General features: G+C 53.3%; 10 protein-coding genes. 6 read left to right on the plus strand and 4 right to left on the minus strand.

The window, feature by feature from the left end; all coding sequences use genetic code 11:
* Positions 1 to 88: 88 nt before the first annotated feature.
* Together FYZ48_RS16645 and FYZ48_RS16650 are read left to right on the plus strand one after the other, a co-directional pair.
* Complete coding sequence (locus FYZ48_RS16645; RefSeq protein ID WP_149342312.1) at positions 89 to 3,199, plus strand: PSD1 and planctomycete cytochrome C domain-containing protein; 3,111 nt, start codon at positions 89 to 91, stop codon at positions 3,197 to 3,199.
* A gap of 56 nt (positions 3,200 to 3,255) precedes the next feature.
* Positions 3,256 to 4,743 carry a DUF1501 domain-containing protein gene (locus FYZ48_RS16650; RefSeq protein ID WP_149342314.1) on the plus strand — a complete coding sequence of 496 codons (1,488 nt, stop codon included), beginning with the start codon at positions 3,256 to 3,258 and terminating at the stop codon, positions 4,741 to 4,743.
* Positions 4,744 to 4,782: 39 nt separating this feature from the next.
* Here the strand turns inward: FYZ48_RS16650 and FYZ48_RS16655 are convergent, their stop codons facing one another.
* From FYZ48_RS16655 to FYZ48_RS16665, 3 genes are all read right to left on the minus strand, one after another.
* Complete coding sequence (locus tag FYZ48_RS16655; RefSeq protein WP_187782064.1) at positions 4,783 to 6,144, minus strand: BBP7 family outer membrane beta-barrel protein; 1,362 nt, start codon at positions 6,142 to 6,144, stop codon at positions 4,783 to 4,785.
* Positions 6,145 to 6,449: 305 nt separating this feature from the next.
* Complete coding sequence (locus FYZ48_RS16660; protein ID WP_149342318.1) at positions 6,450 to 7,004, minus strand: TMEM43 family protein; 555 nt, start codon at positions 7,002 to 7,004, stop codon at positions 6,450 to 6,452.
* Between the two features lie 48 nt (positions 7,005 to 7,052).
* Complete coding sequence (locus FYZ48_RS16665; protein WP_149342321.1) at positions 7,053 to 8,078, minus strand: nucleoside hydrolase; 1,026 nt, start codon at positions 8,076 to 8,078, stop codon at positions 7,053 to 7,055.
* Between the two features lie 221 nt (positions 8,079 to 8,299).
* On the opposite strand from FYZ48_RS16665, the gene rhaB reads away from it, so the two are divergent.
* From rhaB to FYZ48_RS16685, 4 genes are all read left to right on the plus strand, one after another.
* Positions 8,300 to 9,793 (plus strand): rhamnulokinase, encoded by a 1,494-nt coding sequence (gene rhaB / locus FYZ48_RS16670; RefSeq protein WP_149342323.1) that lies wholly within the window; start codon positions 8,300 to 8,302, stop codon positions 9,791 to 9,793.
* A gap of 118 nt (positions 9,794 to 9,911) precedes the next feature.
* The gene (gene ftsY / locus FYZ48_RS16675; protein WP_149342325.1) at positions 9,912 to 10,850 is read left to right on the plus strand and encodes a signal recognition particle-docking protein FtsY; all 939 of its coding nucleotides are present in this window, start codon (positions 9,912 to 9,914) and stop codon (positions 10,848 to 10,850) included.
* A gap of 421 nt (positions 10,851 to 11,271) precedes the next feature.
* On the plus strand, positions 11,272 to 12,726 hold the full coding sequence (locus tag FYZ48_RS16680; protein WP_149342327.1) for a porin: 1,455 nt from the start codon (positions 11,272 to 11,274) through the stop codon (positions 12,724 to 12,726).
* 249 nt (positions 12,727 to 12,975) lie between these two features.
* Positions 12,976 to 14,571: an arylsulfatase gene (locus FYZ48_RS16685; RefSeq protein WP_149342329.1), complete on the plus strand. Its 1,596-nt coding sequence runs from the start codon at positions 12,976 to 12,978 to the stop codon at positions 14,569 to 14,571.
* An 80-nt stretch (positions 14,572 to 14,651) separates the two neighbouring features.
* On the opposite strand, the gene purH is transcribed toward FYZ48_RS16685, so the two are convergent.
* Positions 14,652 to 16,235, minus strand: a complete 1,584-nt coding sequence (gene purH, locus FYZ48_RS16690) for a bifunctional phosphoribosylaminoimidazolecarboxamide formyltransferase/IMP cyclohydrolase (protein WP_149342331.1) — start codon at positions 16,233 to 16,235, stop codon at positions 14,652 to 14,654.
* Between the last annotated feature and the right edge of the window lie 140 nt (positions 16,236 to 16,375).

Here is a 16,375-nt window from a genome sequence, read left to right on the forward strand (position 1 = left end):
TGTTCTCCCATGTTGCGATGGCGTAGCATTGGCCTTCCAGAGACGCACCCGGATCGTTGCATTGCCTGATAACAATGAGGGCAAGTCTATGAAATTCGGTCTACTCACATTTACCGGTTCCCTGTTTCTACTCTCTTCGTCGCTGCTTCTGCCTGCGATGCTCTCTGCGAATGAAAAATCAGAGAAGGCAGCGGCAGTTGATTTTCAGAAACAGATCCGTCCACTCTTCCAGGCCAAATGCTTTTCCTGCCATGGAAGTGAAGTTCAGGAGGGGGGATTCCGCCTCGATCTGAAAAGCCGCGCCCTGGAAGGGGGCGACAGCGGCATCGCCATTAAACCGGGACACAGTCACGAAAGCGAACTCTATCATCGACTCGCCGGAACCGGGGATGGGGATCAAATGCCCCCCGAAGGAGAAGGCACCCCACTGACGAAAGAAGAACTGGCGCTGGTTGAAACCTGGATCAAACAGGGTGCCGTCTGGCCTGAAGTCGCGGGGCAGAACAAGACGCCAGGCTCTGACCACTGGTCATTCCAGCCGATCAAAGACGTACAGCCTCCCCAGGTCAAGCAGTCAGACTGGGTCAAAAACGGTATCGATGCCTTTATCCTGCGAAAGCTGGAAAAGGAAAATGTACCGCCTGCCCCCGAGGCAGATCGCAGCACACTCATTCGCCGCGCGTATCTGGATCTCACCGGCCTCCCCCCTTCCGTGGAAGAGTGGAAACGCTGGAGTTCCGAACCGAGTCCGCAGTGGTATGAAAACATGGTCGATCAACTGCTGGATTCACCGCATTACGGAGAACGCTGGGCCCGGCACTGGCTGGACCTGGCCCGGTATGCGGACAGTGACGGCTATGAAAAAGACAGCAAGCGTCCGCATGCGTGGCGCTGGCGTACGTGGGTCATCAACGCACTCAATGAAGACATGCCGTTCGATCAGTTCTCCATCGAACAGATTGCCGGTGACCTGCTACCGAATCCGGATACGAGCCAACTGGTGGCAACCGGCTTTCATCGTAACACGCTGATTAACCGCGAAGGGGGCACTGACCCGGAAGAGGATCGCGTCAAACGCACCGTGGACCGGACTAACACTCTGGGCTCTGTCTGGCTGGGCGTTACCGTGGAATGTGCGCAGTGTCACACTCACAAATACGATCCGCTCACACAGCGGGAATATTATCGGCTGTATGCTTTTTTCAATTCGCTGACCGAGCCGGATATCGGCGCACCACTTCCTGAAGAACAGGCGGCGTTTGAGAAAGCGAACCAGGTCTACCTCAAAGCACATGCGCCGCTGGTCAAAGCAGTCCAGGAATACGAACAGCATAAACTGGTCGGCTCGATGGAAAAGTGGGAACAGCAGAAACCGGATCAGAGTCCGGTCTGGAACATCCTGCAACCCGAATCACTCCAGGCAAAACAGAAAACCACCCTCAGTGTGCTGCCGGACCGTTCTATTCTGGCATCCGGCGAAAACCCCGGACGGGCAGAAATTTATACGCTAACCTTTAAAACGAACCTGCAAAACATCAATGGTATTCGACTGGAAGCCCTGCCCGATCCGAGTTTACCTCGCCAGGGACCGGGACGCAGTCCGACCGGTGATTTCGAACTGACAATGCTGACACTCAAGGCAGCCCCGTTGAATGCGCCCGATAAAGTGAAAGAAATCGATCTGGAGAAAGCTCAAGCCAGCTTCGAGATGGCGGGCTTTAAAGTCGACCGCGTGATTAACAACAGCCCACACACAGGCTGGTCAATCAGTCCTCAACAGGGGAAAAAACAGATCGCCACCTTTGAAACCAAAGAGAGCTTTGGCGATGAAAAAGGGATGTTGCTCACCGTCACTCTGCAGCAGTCGACTACCCGCAAGTTGTATCACAACCTGGGCCGGTTCCGCTTGTCGCTGACTACCGGCAAAAAGCCGCTGCCGCTGACCGGGATGACAGACCTGATCGCCGAGACACTTAATACGCCCGCCGATCAGCGGACCGAGGTCCAGAAACAGGAGCTACGCGAATACTATCGCACGATCGATCCCGAACTGAAAAAACTGAAAGACCAGGAACTGGCCCACAGGAAAAAGGCGCCCCAGGATCCATCTGAGACCACGAAAGCCCAGGTCGTCGATCATCTGAAGACGCCACGCAAAACACGTCTGCTGGTGCGGGGTGACTTCCTGAATCCTGCGGATGAAGTTCAACCGAATACCCCCGCAGTGCTGCCTCCGTTGGAGTCAGAAAAACCATCGCGTCTGGATCTGGCCCGCTGGTTGTTCAATCCACAGCATCCACTGACGGCCCGAGTCACAGTCAACCGGATCTGGAGTCGCTATTTCGGACGAGGTCTGGTTCCCACCATCAACGACTTCGGCACACAGGGGGAGGCCCCCTCGCATCCCGAACTGCTGGACTGGCTGGCGACCCGGTTTCGCGAACAGAACTGGAGCATGAAACAGTTACACCGGCTGATTGTGACCTCCGCCACCTATCGCCAGTCTTCCGAAAAACGTCCGGAACTTGCGGAACGCGATCCTTACAATGCCTGGTTGTCACATCAGAACCGTTTGCGGGTCGAGGCGGAAATCATCCGCGATGAGGCCCTCTCGGTCAGTGGTCTGCTCAAGCATAAGGTCGGCGGCCGGAGTGTGAACCCGCCGCAACCTGAGGGAATCGCCAGCCTGGGATATGCGAATTCCGTCAAATGGCCGACCAGTAAAGGAGATGACCGTTATCGGCGGGGGCTTTACACATTCTTCCAGCGAACCGTGCCCTACCCGATGCTGATGACCTTCGATTCCCCTGATTCCAACCTGAGCTGCACCCGTCGCGAGCGTTCCAATACGCCATTGCAGGCGTTGACAATCTGGAACGATCCGGTCTTCTTTGAATGCTCCCAGGCACTCGGCCCGCGGATTGTAAGCGAAACACAGGGAACGGACAACAGCCTGGAACAGCGGATTCAGCATGCGTTTGAACTTTGCCTGACCCGGGAACCTGCGGAGTCAGAGGTCGAAATCATCAAACAGCTCTACCAGGAACAGACCCGACTGTTAAAGTCCGATCCCAAACTGGTAAGCGAATTGACCAGCAAACAGACGATTCCCGCGGGAAGTACTCCCCAGGAAGTCGCGGCCTGGATCATCATCGGCCGAGTGCTGCTGAACCTCGATGAGTTCGTCACCCGCAGCTAGTTTTCTTCTGACAGCAAACATTATTTGAAATCATTTATTGAGTCTGGATCATTGTCATGTTGAATCCTCCCACTGAATCGTTGAATCTGGCCCGACGTCGGTTTCTGATGAATTCATCCTGCAGTGTCGCCGGTTATGCCCTGGCTGCCATGATGCAGAAAGAAGGACTGCTGGCCGGGGATGACTCAGGCAGCCTGGCGAATCCCCTGGCTCCGAAAGATGCCCATTTTCCCGGGACCGCGAAGAACTGCATCTTCATTTTCCTTGCCGGCGGGCCGAGCCAGATCGATCTGTATGACCCGAAACCCAAGCTGCAGGAATTGAACGGTCAGCCGCTACCCAAAGAGCTGACAGAGAAAGTCCGGTTTGCGTTCATCAATAAAGAATCAGCGACGCTGAGCGGCAGTTCGCGTAAGTTCAAGAAATACGGGGAATGTGGTACCGAATTCTCGGATGTACTGCCTCACATCGGTTCCTGTGCAGATGATATTGCGCTGGTTCGCTCCATGTATACGGAACAGTTCAACCATCATCCGGCGCAGCTGATGATGAATACTGGCGTAGGTCGGTTTGGCAGACCCAGTGTCGGTTCCTGGTTGACCTACGGACTGGGAAGTCAGTCCAACAACCTGCCCGGTTATGTCGTGTTGACGGCCGGGCGTGGTGCCAGTGGCGGGGCTTCGCTCTGGTCGAGCGGTTCGCTGCCTTCGACGTATGCCGGCGTACTGTTTCGTAATCAGGGCGAGCCGGTTTTGAATCTGAATAATCCGCCGGGAATCAATTCAGCGATTCAGAAATCGGGTCTGGAAGCCATCAAGCAATTGAACCAGGAGCAACTGCAGCGCACGGGCGATGATGAAATTGCGAGTCGGATTGCGAGCTACGAACTTGCGTTCCAGATGCAGTCCTCGGCTCCCGAACTGATTGATCTCTCCAGTGAAACAAAAGAGACGCAGGAAGCCTACGGGGTGAATCGCAAGGGAAATACCAAGGAAGGCAAACGGGGAGGTGGTTCGGATACAGAAGCCGCCTTCGGACGTAACTGCCTGCTGGCACGTCGACTGGTCGAGCGTGGTGTTCGCTTTGTGAATCTGTATCACGCTTCCTGGGATCACCACAGTGGTCTGGACGCGGGAATTGAGCGGAATGCCGGGATCGTGGATCAACCCGTGGCTGCTCTATTGAAAGACCTTAAACAGCGCGGTCTGCTGGATTCCACACTGGTCGTGATGGCTGGGGAATTTGGCAGAACGCCTCTCGGTGAAAACCGAACGGGTTCTAAAGCGGTTACCGGACGCGACCACCATCCCAGTGCCTTCAGTCTCTGGATGGCCGGCGGTGGCGTAAAAGGGGGACAGGTTATCGGGAAGACCACCGAACTGGGTTGGTCGGTGGAAGAGGATCCCGTACACATCAACGATTTTCACGCGACCCTGCTGCACCTGTTCGGTTTAAACCACCTTAAACTGGCACAGAAATTCGGTGGTCTGGATATCCGACTGACCAATGTGGGTGGTAAAGTCGTAGATAAACTGATTGCGTAATCAGCTTCTATCGAGCATCTGGCTCTGAAATCTACCGCCTTACGGCCAACGGATTTCACCGCCCAGCACCAGACCATGCAGCTTGTAGCTGTCCAGGCTGTCTTGGGCCTGCAGGGAGACGTTGCTGACTGTGCTGGTGTTGTAATAGACAATCGTGCCGGGACGGGCAATCTGATTGGCCCACAGGAAGTTATACCCCACGTTGAATGTGAACCACTGGTTCAAATGGAAGCGGGCATTCACGCCAAATTCAAAGGTGGGAGAGAAACGAGTCTGTGAGATCTGCGTGAGATGTGTGGGATCGGTCGGCCCGAAGAACTGATCGGTCAGCACACTCCCTTTGTAATGGTTCACACCAAAACCGACTTTGGGTTCAGCAGAGATCGTAAACCAGGGATGCACAAACTCCATGCGGATACCAGCCTGCGGAACATACAGTTTGTTGTTGGTGGACGACTCAATTGTTGATGTGAACAAAGGAAACGGGGGAGTCGTATTGAGTTCTTCAAAGTCCCCGGTAATTTTCATGTCTTCGGCAATTTTCAGATAGCGGAAACCAACCAGAGGACGCATCTGAAATCCACCAGCACCGTAGATTGTTTTGAAAAACAGTCTGTCAGTATTGACGACATAATTACTTTCCGCCCCCCATGCCTGAGAGCGGTAATTGACGGCAAATTTCTCATTGAAGTTTCTACCGGCAATTCCAATCTGCCCATCGAGCAGTGTATTAATCGTAATCAAGTCTGTCTGACCGAACTCAGGTCCCAACAGATCAGCCTGACCGTAGGAGACAGAACTGACGTCGGATTGAGTTCCGAAGAAGATCGCTTCGACAGTACCGCTTTCGAAGTCGATACCAAAGGTTCCACGCAGGCCGTTGGTTCCCTGGGTACCAATGGAACTCAGATCCGCTGCCTTGGTTGACAAAGTACCAAAGCCATCGAAGTCGGCGGTTGTATAGGGTAGACGCGGGTCATTACCCGATGGGATTGGTGCACCAATCAGCTGATTTCCCGGAGGGGATTTCACCAGCATATATTCGACGCGCAACCAGCTGTTTTCAGCCAGATTCTTAAAGAAGCCATCCCAGGGATGATCGTAGGCCCAGCCCCGGTCTTCCGGAAGCACCCGCATCACTGTCCCCGAGTTACTCGTGCCGTAATAATCGGGTGCGTAATACTCTGAAGCATACTGATCTGGAGATGCATAATATTCTGGCGCCGGTTCATAAACCATGCCACCTTTGTGACCACCACCGTAGGACGCAGTCACGTACGGATTTCCCTGTGCGCCGGGTTGCCCCATGGCAGAAGAATATTGAGCCTGCGCAGTACGGAAGCCCACTCCCGACAGGAGAACAATCATCCCAATCATTAAACGATAGGCCGGATTAACCATGTTGTACTTCAATCTCATTATAAAAGAAGTCGACAAGCCGGATACTCTACGAAACCGCCCTGAAACACGGGACAGTTCAGTAAATCCCCCCCCTCTCGCGCAGGATTTCCTGCGTGATGGGTATTAGATATATCAAAGGTATCGGTTATGAGGGTTATTCGACTTGTAGGAATCCTGCGTTCTTGGGCAGAAAGTTCGGAAGCCGAATGCGAGAATGCAACACCTTAGGCAAACTGGGAGGGTATGGCAGCGCGTACTCTGATCCTGTGATTCGAGAGATCAGGGAGATCACTGCAGGGGGAGACTCAGGCGTTTTTCCAGGCCTGCTTGAGTCTCGCTTTTCTCCCGGAGCGATATAAGGTGAAGAGGGGGACGATTCCGGCCAGCAGCATGAGTGCCCCAAAGACGGGGCGCGCGACCATCCAGACGGCTGAAATCAGGATCAGAGTCAGGCTTAATGAGCTGAGCAAAGCGAAGACCGTAATCCCGCGTCCGACGAAATTGGCGATCAAGGGGATCTTTTCAACGAGTACGACCAGTGGTTTAAAGAGTGTCGCCAGCCCCAGAAACAGGATTACCCAGCCCCCGAGGCGTAAGGCCCAGCGAAAGGGAGTGGTGACCTGAGTATCCTGGGGAGCAGACTTTGTGTCTGCCCCTGATTCTGCATCGGCGGCGGCTTCAGAGAGAACGGCTTCCGCCTGCGTGATACTCTGTTCCCGTTCCAGAATTCTGCTTTCGTTATGCCAGAGCAGAAACAGCCCCGCAATCAGGAACACAATTCCGATCCCCAGATTTTTCAATGCCGTTTTAAAACGAGCGCCAAATGTCGGATCTGTAGATTGTTCAGTCTGCTCACTCATGAAATTCTGCTAACTATAGATAGAGGGGACCTGAGTCCTGATTCGGTATCAGTGTGTTGGGGGTTGACTGGACAGACTTTCCAGCACTTCCTGAGTACGCACTACCTGCTCCGGCGTGACGGTCAGGAAATAATGTTTGCCTGCTTTTTCTAAATGGTGTTCCAGTTTGCCAGCTTCATTGATCTTCAGCTGTCCCGAAGCCGACTTGCCAAAGTAGCCGCGATCGGGACGGACTGCATACAGCACACTGGTCAGGTCATAGGTAGGCCGGTCGTAAGGCATTTTGTGCCAGTATTCATAACCCAGCTTGATCGGATGATATTTCACATAGTTATAGTCATTGAGAATGCTGGTTGACCGATTCTGAATCGCTCTGCCAATTTCCCAGCCGCTGGCTACCACGGGAACATTTTCCGGCCACAGTTCAAACAGGGTACGAGCCGCGGGGACGTCTTCCCTGACATTATATTCGTGGAAGGAGGCTGGCTTGCCGGGTTCGAAGCGTCCAATCATCTGTGAAAGCAGTTTGACTTTCTGGCTGACCAGTTCTTTTCCAGTCAGCGGACTGATGTCATCTGCAGGTGACTTGAGCAGGCGGGCGATGTTCGTGGAAAAACCGACCACGACCAGGGCCACCGAATGATCGGGTTGAGCAGCCAGGGTCTTGCGGAGCAGGCTCACGGCTTCCGGCAGTTGATCCGCGGAGTCATACTGCCGCGGAAACACAGGCTTTCCCTCGGGGGCGTATTCGACAACCTTCCTTACATAGGATCCGTCTTTGGGAGTCTTCCCCTGCTCCACGCGTCCCAGTGGAATTTCAGGTCGTCCGTAAAACGTATTCACGACATCGCAGTAAAGCGTCGAATACAGATTATCCTTACTGCTCGTGACGGCCAGCAGTTCGCACTCCCCCCGGCTCTGCAGGGCATGAATGACGGCCAGTGCGAGGGCGTCGTCAATGTCGTTTCCGATATCGGTGTCGAAGATCAGTTTGACCGGTTCAGCCGCGGAGGCGTGATTCTGAGTGAGACCGCAGGCGGCGATCAAGAGAAATAGTATCGATAGCGCTTTCATAGTCGATGTCTCTCAGTCGTATCAGTCGATGTAAGTCCAACTCGGGATGCCCCGCGATCAGAATGATTTCGGTTGTCAGGCTTATGATCGAGAATTCTTTCAGCAGGGACAACCGGTAGCCAATGAAATTCCCGCGAACTTTTTGTAATATGCAGTTTCAATCGCGAAGCATTAAATCCTAGTTTATCAACACCGCTTTTTAGAATCAAAAGGGCTGATCCATGCCATCACAGTGTTTTTTGGGAGTCGATCTGGGGGCCGAAAGTGGACGCGTGCTGGCAGGCATTCTGGAGAACCAGCAGATTCGCCTCGAGGAGATTTACCGGTTCAGCAATGGGCCGGTTACAGTTGCCGGTACGAAACGCTGGAACGTCATCGGCCTGTGGTCTTCGATCCTCAAGGGCCTGTCACTGGCTGCACAGAAATACGGGGATCAGATCATCTCCGTCGGTGTGGATACATGGGGCGTTGACTATGCCCTGCTCTCAGAGAAACAGGAACTGCTGGGACAGCCTTATCATTATCGAGATCCGCGCACGGAAGGCATGTTAAACCTGGCCATCTCCCGTGTTCCCCAACAGGAGATTTTTGATGCCACCGGTGTGCAGTTCATGGAAATCAACACACTTTATCAGTTGCTGGCCATGCAGCAGAGTGATTCCGATCTGTTGAACCAGGCAAACCTGTTACTGCTCATGCCGGACTTTTTCCACTGGCTGCTCTCGGGGAGTCAGGTCGTTGAGTTTACCAATGCGACCACGACCCAGTGCCTCAACCCTGTGACAGGCGACTGGTCGTATGAGCTATTACGTCAACTGGAGATCCCCACCGCGATGCTTCCCAAGCTGGTTCAACCGGGAACGAGACTGGGGACCTTACGGGAAGAAGTGATGCGGCAGACCGGGCTCTCTAAAATTGAAGTTGTTGCCCCCGCGACCCACGATACGGCTTCCGCTGTCGCTGCGATTCCCACTGCAAATACAGGCAACCCCGACTGGGCGTATATCAGTTCAGGAACCTGGTCCCTGATGGGGGTCGAAGTCAATCAGGCGGTTCTCGGCAAACGGGCCTTCGAATTGAATTTCACGAATGAAGGGGGCATTGATGGAACGTATCGTCTGCTGAAAAACATCATGGGGCTCTGGCTCGTACAGGAATGCAAGCGGTGCTATGAGCGAGAGGGAACCGAACTCGATTACACAGCACTGACCACGGCTGCCACGGAGGCAGAGCCATTCCGGTCCCTGGTAGATCCCGATGATCCCCGGTTCCTGAGTCCGGTAGACATGCGTGAAGAAATCAAAGGCTACTGTCAGGAGACCAACCAGCCGGTCCCCGAAACTCCGGGACAGTTTGTGCGTTGTGCACTGGAGAGCCTGGCTCTGAAATATCACAAGGTGCTTGACTGGCTGGAAGAACTGACGGGAACGCCCATCACAGTTCTGCATATTGTGGGCGGCGGGACCAAGAATGAGCTGCTCAACCAGTTTACCGCGAACTCCTGTCAGATCCCGGTCATTACGGGACCTGTGGAAGCGACCGGGCTGGGTAATGTACTGGTCCAGGCCCGAGCGGCAGGCGCTGTCAGTTCGCTGGCTGAAATTCGTGAGATCGTGAGAAATTCGACGGAAACGACAACATATGAACCTCAGGATCAGGCTGTCTGGTCAGAGGCGATGCAGCGGTTCAATCAACTGCTGGATGCCTCTGGTTAGAGACCATTCCTCCCTTTAAAAGTGAGTAACTTGCCGTCTGTTCCGCTACACTATATTATCCCAGTCGGTAATCACATTTGATTCATAGCTAAGTATCATCCAGTAAGAAAGTATAACAATGGGTCTGTTTGACCGCTTGAAACGTGGTTTAGAGAAAACCAAGGATGTCCTGCGCACCGATGTACGCGACCTGTTCAAGGCGGGGGAGATACTGGATGATCAGAAAATTGAAGAATTCGAAGCGCGACTGATTAAGACGGATATGGGCGTTGTCTCTTCGGCAGCCATCTGCGATGAAATCCGCAAAAAACATGGTGGTCGTACCGTGATTCTGGATGAAATTCAGGAAACCGTGAAGGAAAAGATCCGGACGCTGCTGGAAGGAGAAGGTGATACCCGCTGGGACCTGAATAATCCCCTGTCCCCGCTGAAACACAATCCGGATGGGGTGACGGTCATTCTGGTCGCCGGTGTCAACGGGGTCGGGAAGACAACTTCGATCGCCAAACTGGCAAACCTGATTATTAAACAGAAGAAAAAGGTCCTGCTGGCTGCCGGTGATACATTCCGTGCGGCCGCTGTGGAACAGCTGACCATGTGGGCCAGCCGCCTGGGTTGTGAAATTGTGACCCGCCCTGACGGTACCGACCCGGCCAGCGTTGCTTACTCCGGTTGTGAACGGGCACTGGAAACCGGCGTTGACTATTTAATTATTGATACTGCGGGCCGTCTGCAGACACATACCAACCTCATGGAAGAGCTGGAAAAGATCAAACGTGTCGTAGATAAGAAGATCCCGGGTGCACCACACGAGAACCTGCTGGTTCTGGATGCGACGACTGGGCAAAATGGTCTGAGTCAGGCAGAACATTTCTCGAATGCAATCGAGTGTTCTGGAATAATTTTAGCAAAATTAGATGGTACAGCCCGGGGTGGTGTGACCGTTGCGATCCGCCAGAAGATGGGGATACCGGTCAAATATATAGGCGTGGGAGAGCAAATCGACGACCTTGAACTCTTTAATCCACAAGGTTTTGTCGACGCCTTATTCGCCTGATGCCTGTTAATTAAACTGCATCCAAACCCTTATATTCCCATTACTTTATATGAGTATTGTGGGTTAGTGCGCGCTGCCTGCATAATATTCGCGCAAGTTTAACATTCTTCAGCAACTGTTAAACTATTCCGGCTCCGCAATCTGGCGATGACAGCCAGACCCTCCCGATCAGTCAGAATATTCTTGACGTATCTCTTTTGATCAAAAGCACTACTGAGAATTCCGATATTCCGAGTTAGAGCCATCGTTAAGTTAGCGCTCAATTTGTGGACCGTAACTGGTTCTCTTAATCTAACGATGGGAAATTGATTTGAACCGTCAGTATGGCTTCTACCAAACTAAATTACCGGAAAGCATGCGCGCTTCCCTTCTGACGGTATGGAGACCAAGCACCCAAGAAGGTGTACTCAGGAGTTAAAATATGCGAAAACTGAAGGAATTGAAACGAAAAGCCAGACTGACTGGGCTCCTGCTGAGCGGGCTGGGTCTCATGGCTGTTTCGCCAGCATTTGGTGGTGATGCCGGATGTGCTCCCTCGTGCGTCCCCGCATCAAACCCTTGCTGCACGAAAGTGTTCGAGGATGCTGGTGACAAGCTGGCTGTCGAACTTGAGCGGTTAACCGCTGAATGTTGTGCCCCTAAAACCTGTGCCCCTACCTGCACGACAGATGGCTGTACCGATCCCAACACATGTTGTGGTGAAGAAGCCGGTGATGATGGAGACTGCTGCAGCGGACGTCTGACTCGTCTGTTTGACGACTGCGACGGCTGTGGAAACATCCTGGAAGATAACGGCTGGAAGCTGAGTGGCTGGTTGGAATTCGGGATTACATTCAACGGAAACCGTCCTGCTAACAATCTGAACACCCCGGGTGTTGGATTCAACCAGGCTGACAGCCAGTTCATGCTGAACCAGCTGTACTTTGTTTTGGAAAAAGATGCTGCCGCCAACGAAGACTGCTTCGGCTGGGGTGGTCGTGTTGACCTGCTCGTCGGTTCAGACGCTGCTGATACTGCCGTATTCGGTGGTCCTAACAACACCCCCAACTTCGATGGAACATGGTCTAACAACGACATCGCAACTGCCAACCAGATTGGTCTGGCTATGCCGCAGATGTACGCTTCAGTCTATGCCCCCATCGGAAACGGTGTTACCGTTAACGTTGGTCACTTCTACACCGTTATCGGTTACGAAGTTGTACCTGCTACCGGTAACTTCTTCTACTCACATGCTTATACCATGCAGTACGATGAGCCGTTTACCCACACCGGGGTTCTGGCCAGCACTGACCTGAGCGACAACATCTCACTGACCGGTGGTATCACCACAGGTTGGGACGATTTTGAAAATCAGAACAACGAGTGGAGCTTCCTGGGTTCTGTTGGCTGGACCAGCGACAGTGAAGACACCTCAGTCACATTCGCCATCAGCTCTGGTGGTGAAAACGACGCTTTCGGTGGTACTTCCAACCTGACCATCTTCAGCCTTGTTGCTCAGCAGAAACTGTCTGAAAACCTGAGCTACGTATTCCAGCACGACCACATGTTCTACCCGAACGGTGACGCTAATGCTGCTGGCGTAACAGCTGAAGCTTACGGTATCAACCAGTACCTGTTCTACGATATCTGCGATTCAACCCGTGCTGGTATGCGTGTTGAATGGTGGCGTGACCACAACGGTACCCAGCTGGGTGCTCCGGGCACGAACTACTACGAAATTACCGCTGGTATCAACCACAAGCTCAACTCCTGCATTCAGGTTCGTCCTGAAGTCCGCTGGGACTGGGCTGACGGTTCTGATCCCTGGACCACATCTGACGGTGGTACCAAGGACAGCCAGTTCACCGTTGGTACTGACGTAATTCTCGTCTTCTAAGACCAACGATCACGATTGAATCACCCGTCATTCCCAATCCCGAATGATGTGGTATAAAATCAAAGAGAGCCTTCCTCATTAGGGAAGGCTCTCTTCTTTTGCGCGGTGTGTTATGCATTTTTCCCCTGCGGAGTCTCGGTTTAATCAAGCGAAATTGACGTTTCTGAATTCAGTCTGGTAACATGAGAAACAGCGTCTTGAATGTTTTCTATTCCTGTTCTCGCCGTATCTCAGCCTGATTGACTCGCCATGAACCGTATGTTGCTCCGCTCCTGCCTGTTGTTAGCCCTGCTGCTCAGCTGTTCTGTTTTGTTTGGAGCCCCGGCCTCTGATCAGCGTCCCAATATCATTCTCGTAATGGCAGATGACCTGGGCTGGTCTGATATAGGCTGCTACGGAGGTGAAATCGATACGCCCCACATCGACAGCCTGTCTCGTGACGGCATGCGTTTCACTCAGTTTTATAACAATGCCATCTGTGGACCGACCCGAGCCTCTCTGTTAACGGGTATTTATTGTCAGCAGACAGGTCATCGTGGAGACCGCTGGAACGAACCCAAGAATTTCGACGTGTGCGTGACATTTGGTGAAGTCCTGCAACAGGCCGGGTATCGGACAATGATGGTCGGAAAGTGGCAGGGGGGAGACTCTGCCCTCGATCGGGGATTTCATCGTTTTTACGGGCCGATGTGTCAGGGTAAAATCAGTTATTTTCATGAAGTCGCCCAGAATCCGTATTACCTGGATCGGAAACGAATTGAACTGCCTGACGATTTTTATCTGACTGACGCCCTCAATGATCACGCACTTCAGTTTCTTCAGGAAGGCCTGACTGGCAAACAACCGTTTCTGCTGTATGTCGCCCACATCGCCCCGCACTGGCCCCTGCATGCCCGGGAACAGGAAATCGCCCGCTACCGTGAACAATACCTGACACAGGGCTGGGATCAGGTTCGTGCCCGTCGTTTTGCACATCAACGGTCAACCGGACTGATTCCACAGGAATGGGAGTTAGCACCGCGGTCAGCCAGCATTCGCGAGTGGTCCGAGGAACCAAGTCAGCGCTGGCAGGCAGAACGGATGACCGTGTATGCAGCCCAGGTGAAATCGATTGACCGTGGTCTGGGACAATTACTGCGAGCTCTGAAAGAGGCGGACGCAGCTGAAAATACTCTGGTCATTTTTCTGTCTGACAATGGTGCCGCCCCTGATGGCGGACTGACTCCCTCACAGAATGGCATGGGATTCAGTGAGAAACGACCCAACAAAAACTGGCGACGCGACCAGGTGCCAATCAAACCGGGCAGTGGTCCTGATCACATGCCTGGACCCCATGATACCTTTGCCGCCTACGGCTTAGCCTGGGCGACGACCAGCAATACGCCTTTCCGGGGGACAAAACTGGAAGGTTACGAGGGTGGGATCCGCACGCCACTCATCGTCCGCTGGCCCAAAGTCATCCAGCAGGGAGGTACCGTTACCAGGCAGGCGGGACACGTGATGGATTTTATGCCCACATTTCTGGATATTGCCCGGACCGAGTATCCCCAGGAGTTTCATGGTCGTCACCCTCTACCCGTCGAAGGGCACAGCCTGTTGCCCGTATTTGAGGGGAAACAACGCAAGCCGTATTCGGAACTCTGCTGGGACCTGCCCCGCCAGCAGTCCATCATCAGTGGTGACTGGAAAGCGATCCGACCACGCCAGCAGCCGACAAAGTGGGAACTCTACAATCTGAAAGACGACGGCACCGAGACCACTAACCTGGCAGCCCAACATCCGGAGAAAATCGAGTCCTTATCTCGACGGTATGCTGCCTGGCACAAACGTGTGAATGCAAAATAAAAAACGCCGTGTGACAGGTTCAGGTCCATCACACGGCGAAATTTTTTCAGATACCTGCGTCAGCAGTCAATTCAAGCGGCTTAGTGTTTGAAATGACGGCGACCGGTAAAGATCATCGCGATGTTGTGCTCATTGCAGGCAGCGATGACTTCTTCATCCCGCACGGAACCGCCGGGCTGAATAATAGCGGTAACGCCTGCTTTAGCAGCTTCATCCACTCCGTCGCGGAAGGGGAAGAACGCATCTGAGGCGACGATTGATCCCTGGCTCCGATCGCCGGCTTTGTAAGCGGCGATGTAGGAGGAATCGAGACGACTCATCTGCCCTGCCCCCGCTCCGAGCAGCATTTCATCTTTGGCAATGACGATCGCATTCGATTTCACGTGGCGGCAGACCACCCAGCCAAAGCTTAAACTGTTGAGTTCTTCGGGCGTGGGCTCGCGTTCTGTGACGACTTTCCAGTCGCTCTTATCGTCACGCAGTTCGTCTTTTTCCTGCACCAGCAGACCGCCGGATACACGACGATAATCCAGGCTGGGTTCAGCCGGCTCCTGCATCATCGGGCACTTCATCAGGCGGACATTCTTTTTCCATTTAGGCTTGGTCGTCAGCAGTTCGAAGGCCGCGGGTTCATAATCCGGGGCGATGATCGCTTCAATGAACCGATTGGGTTCACAGAGTTTTTCTGCCGTTGCCTGATCGACGGGACGGTTGAAACTTAAAATGGAGCCGAAGGCACTGACCGGGTCACCGGCGTAAGCTTTTTCGAATGCTTCAGCGAGTGTCTCTGCAGTGGCGCAGCCACAGGGATTGGTGTGTTTAATCACCACAGCGGCTGGCTGATCGAAGTCGCTGGCGATCTGCAGGGCGGCATCCAGGTCAAGGTAATTATTGTAGGACAGTTCTTTACCGTTCAACTGCTCTGCCTGGGCGACGCTGGCTGCCGGGGGATTCTGCTCGGCGTAGAAAGCGGCTCCCTGGTGAGGGTTCTCGCCGTAACGCAATTGATCCCGCTTCACCAGATTGATGCTGACTGATTCGGGAAAACGGCTTTGTGAATCTGCTTCTGCAGGCAAAACCGTAGCCATGAAATTGGCGACAGCCCGATCATAGCGTGCAGTCATTTCAAACGCAGCGGCAGAGAGTTCCAGTCGAAATTCGGGAGTCAGCGGACCAGAATTGAGTGCATCGAGTACACGGTCATATTGTGACTGATTAGTCACGATACCGACATAGGCATGATTCTTAGCGGCAGAACGAACCATGCTGGGACCGCCGATATCAATCTGTTCGATAGCTTCGGGCAGGGTCACATCTGGTTTGGCGATGGTGGCTTCAAAGGGATACAGATTACAGACCACCAGTTCGAACGGGACGATTTCAAACTCTTTGATCGAAGCCGCATCGCTGGGGAGATCGGGACGTCCCAGAATGGCGCCGTGGACCTTAGGATGCAGAGTCTTAACGCGTCCATCCATGATCTCAGGGAAACCCGTGTAAGTAGAGATGTCAATGACATTGACTCCCTGCTCTTCGAGGTAACGGCGTGTGCCCCCCGTGGAGATAAACTCAAAACCCAGTTCAGCCAGACCTTTGACAAAATCATCCAGACCCGATTTGTCACTGACACTGACTAACGCCCGACGCGGATAAGAATCGCTCATTTGTTTCTAAATCAATTTCCGAAGAAGACAGAAATACAGTATTTCTGAGAGAGAAAAAGCGTACCTGAGTGCGCGGCAAAAGGGGGCCTGCGCGACACAGGCCACAGAATCATCCTCTCGGGCACTCAACCAGAGGTCAG

Origin of the sequence: Gimesia chilikensis (assembly GCF_008329715.1) — a bacterium.
GTDB lineage: Bacteria > Planctomycetota > Planctomycetia > Planctomycetales > Planctomycetaceae > Gimesia > Gimesia chilikensis.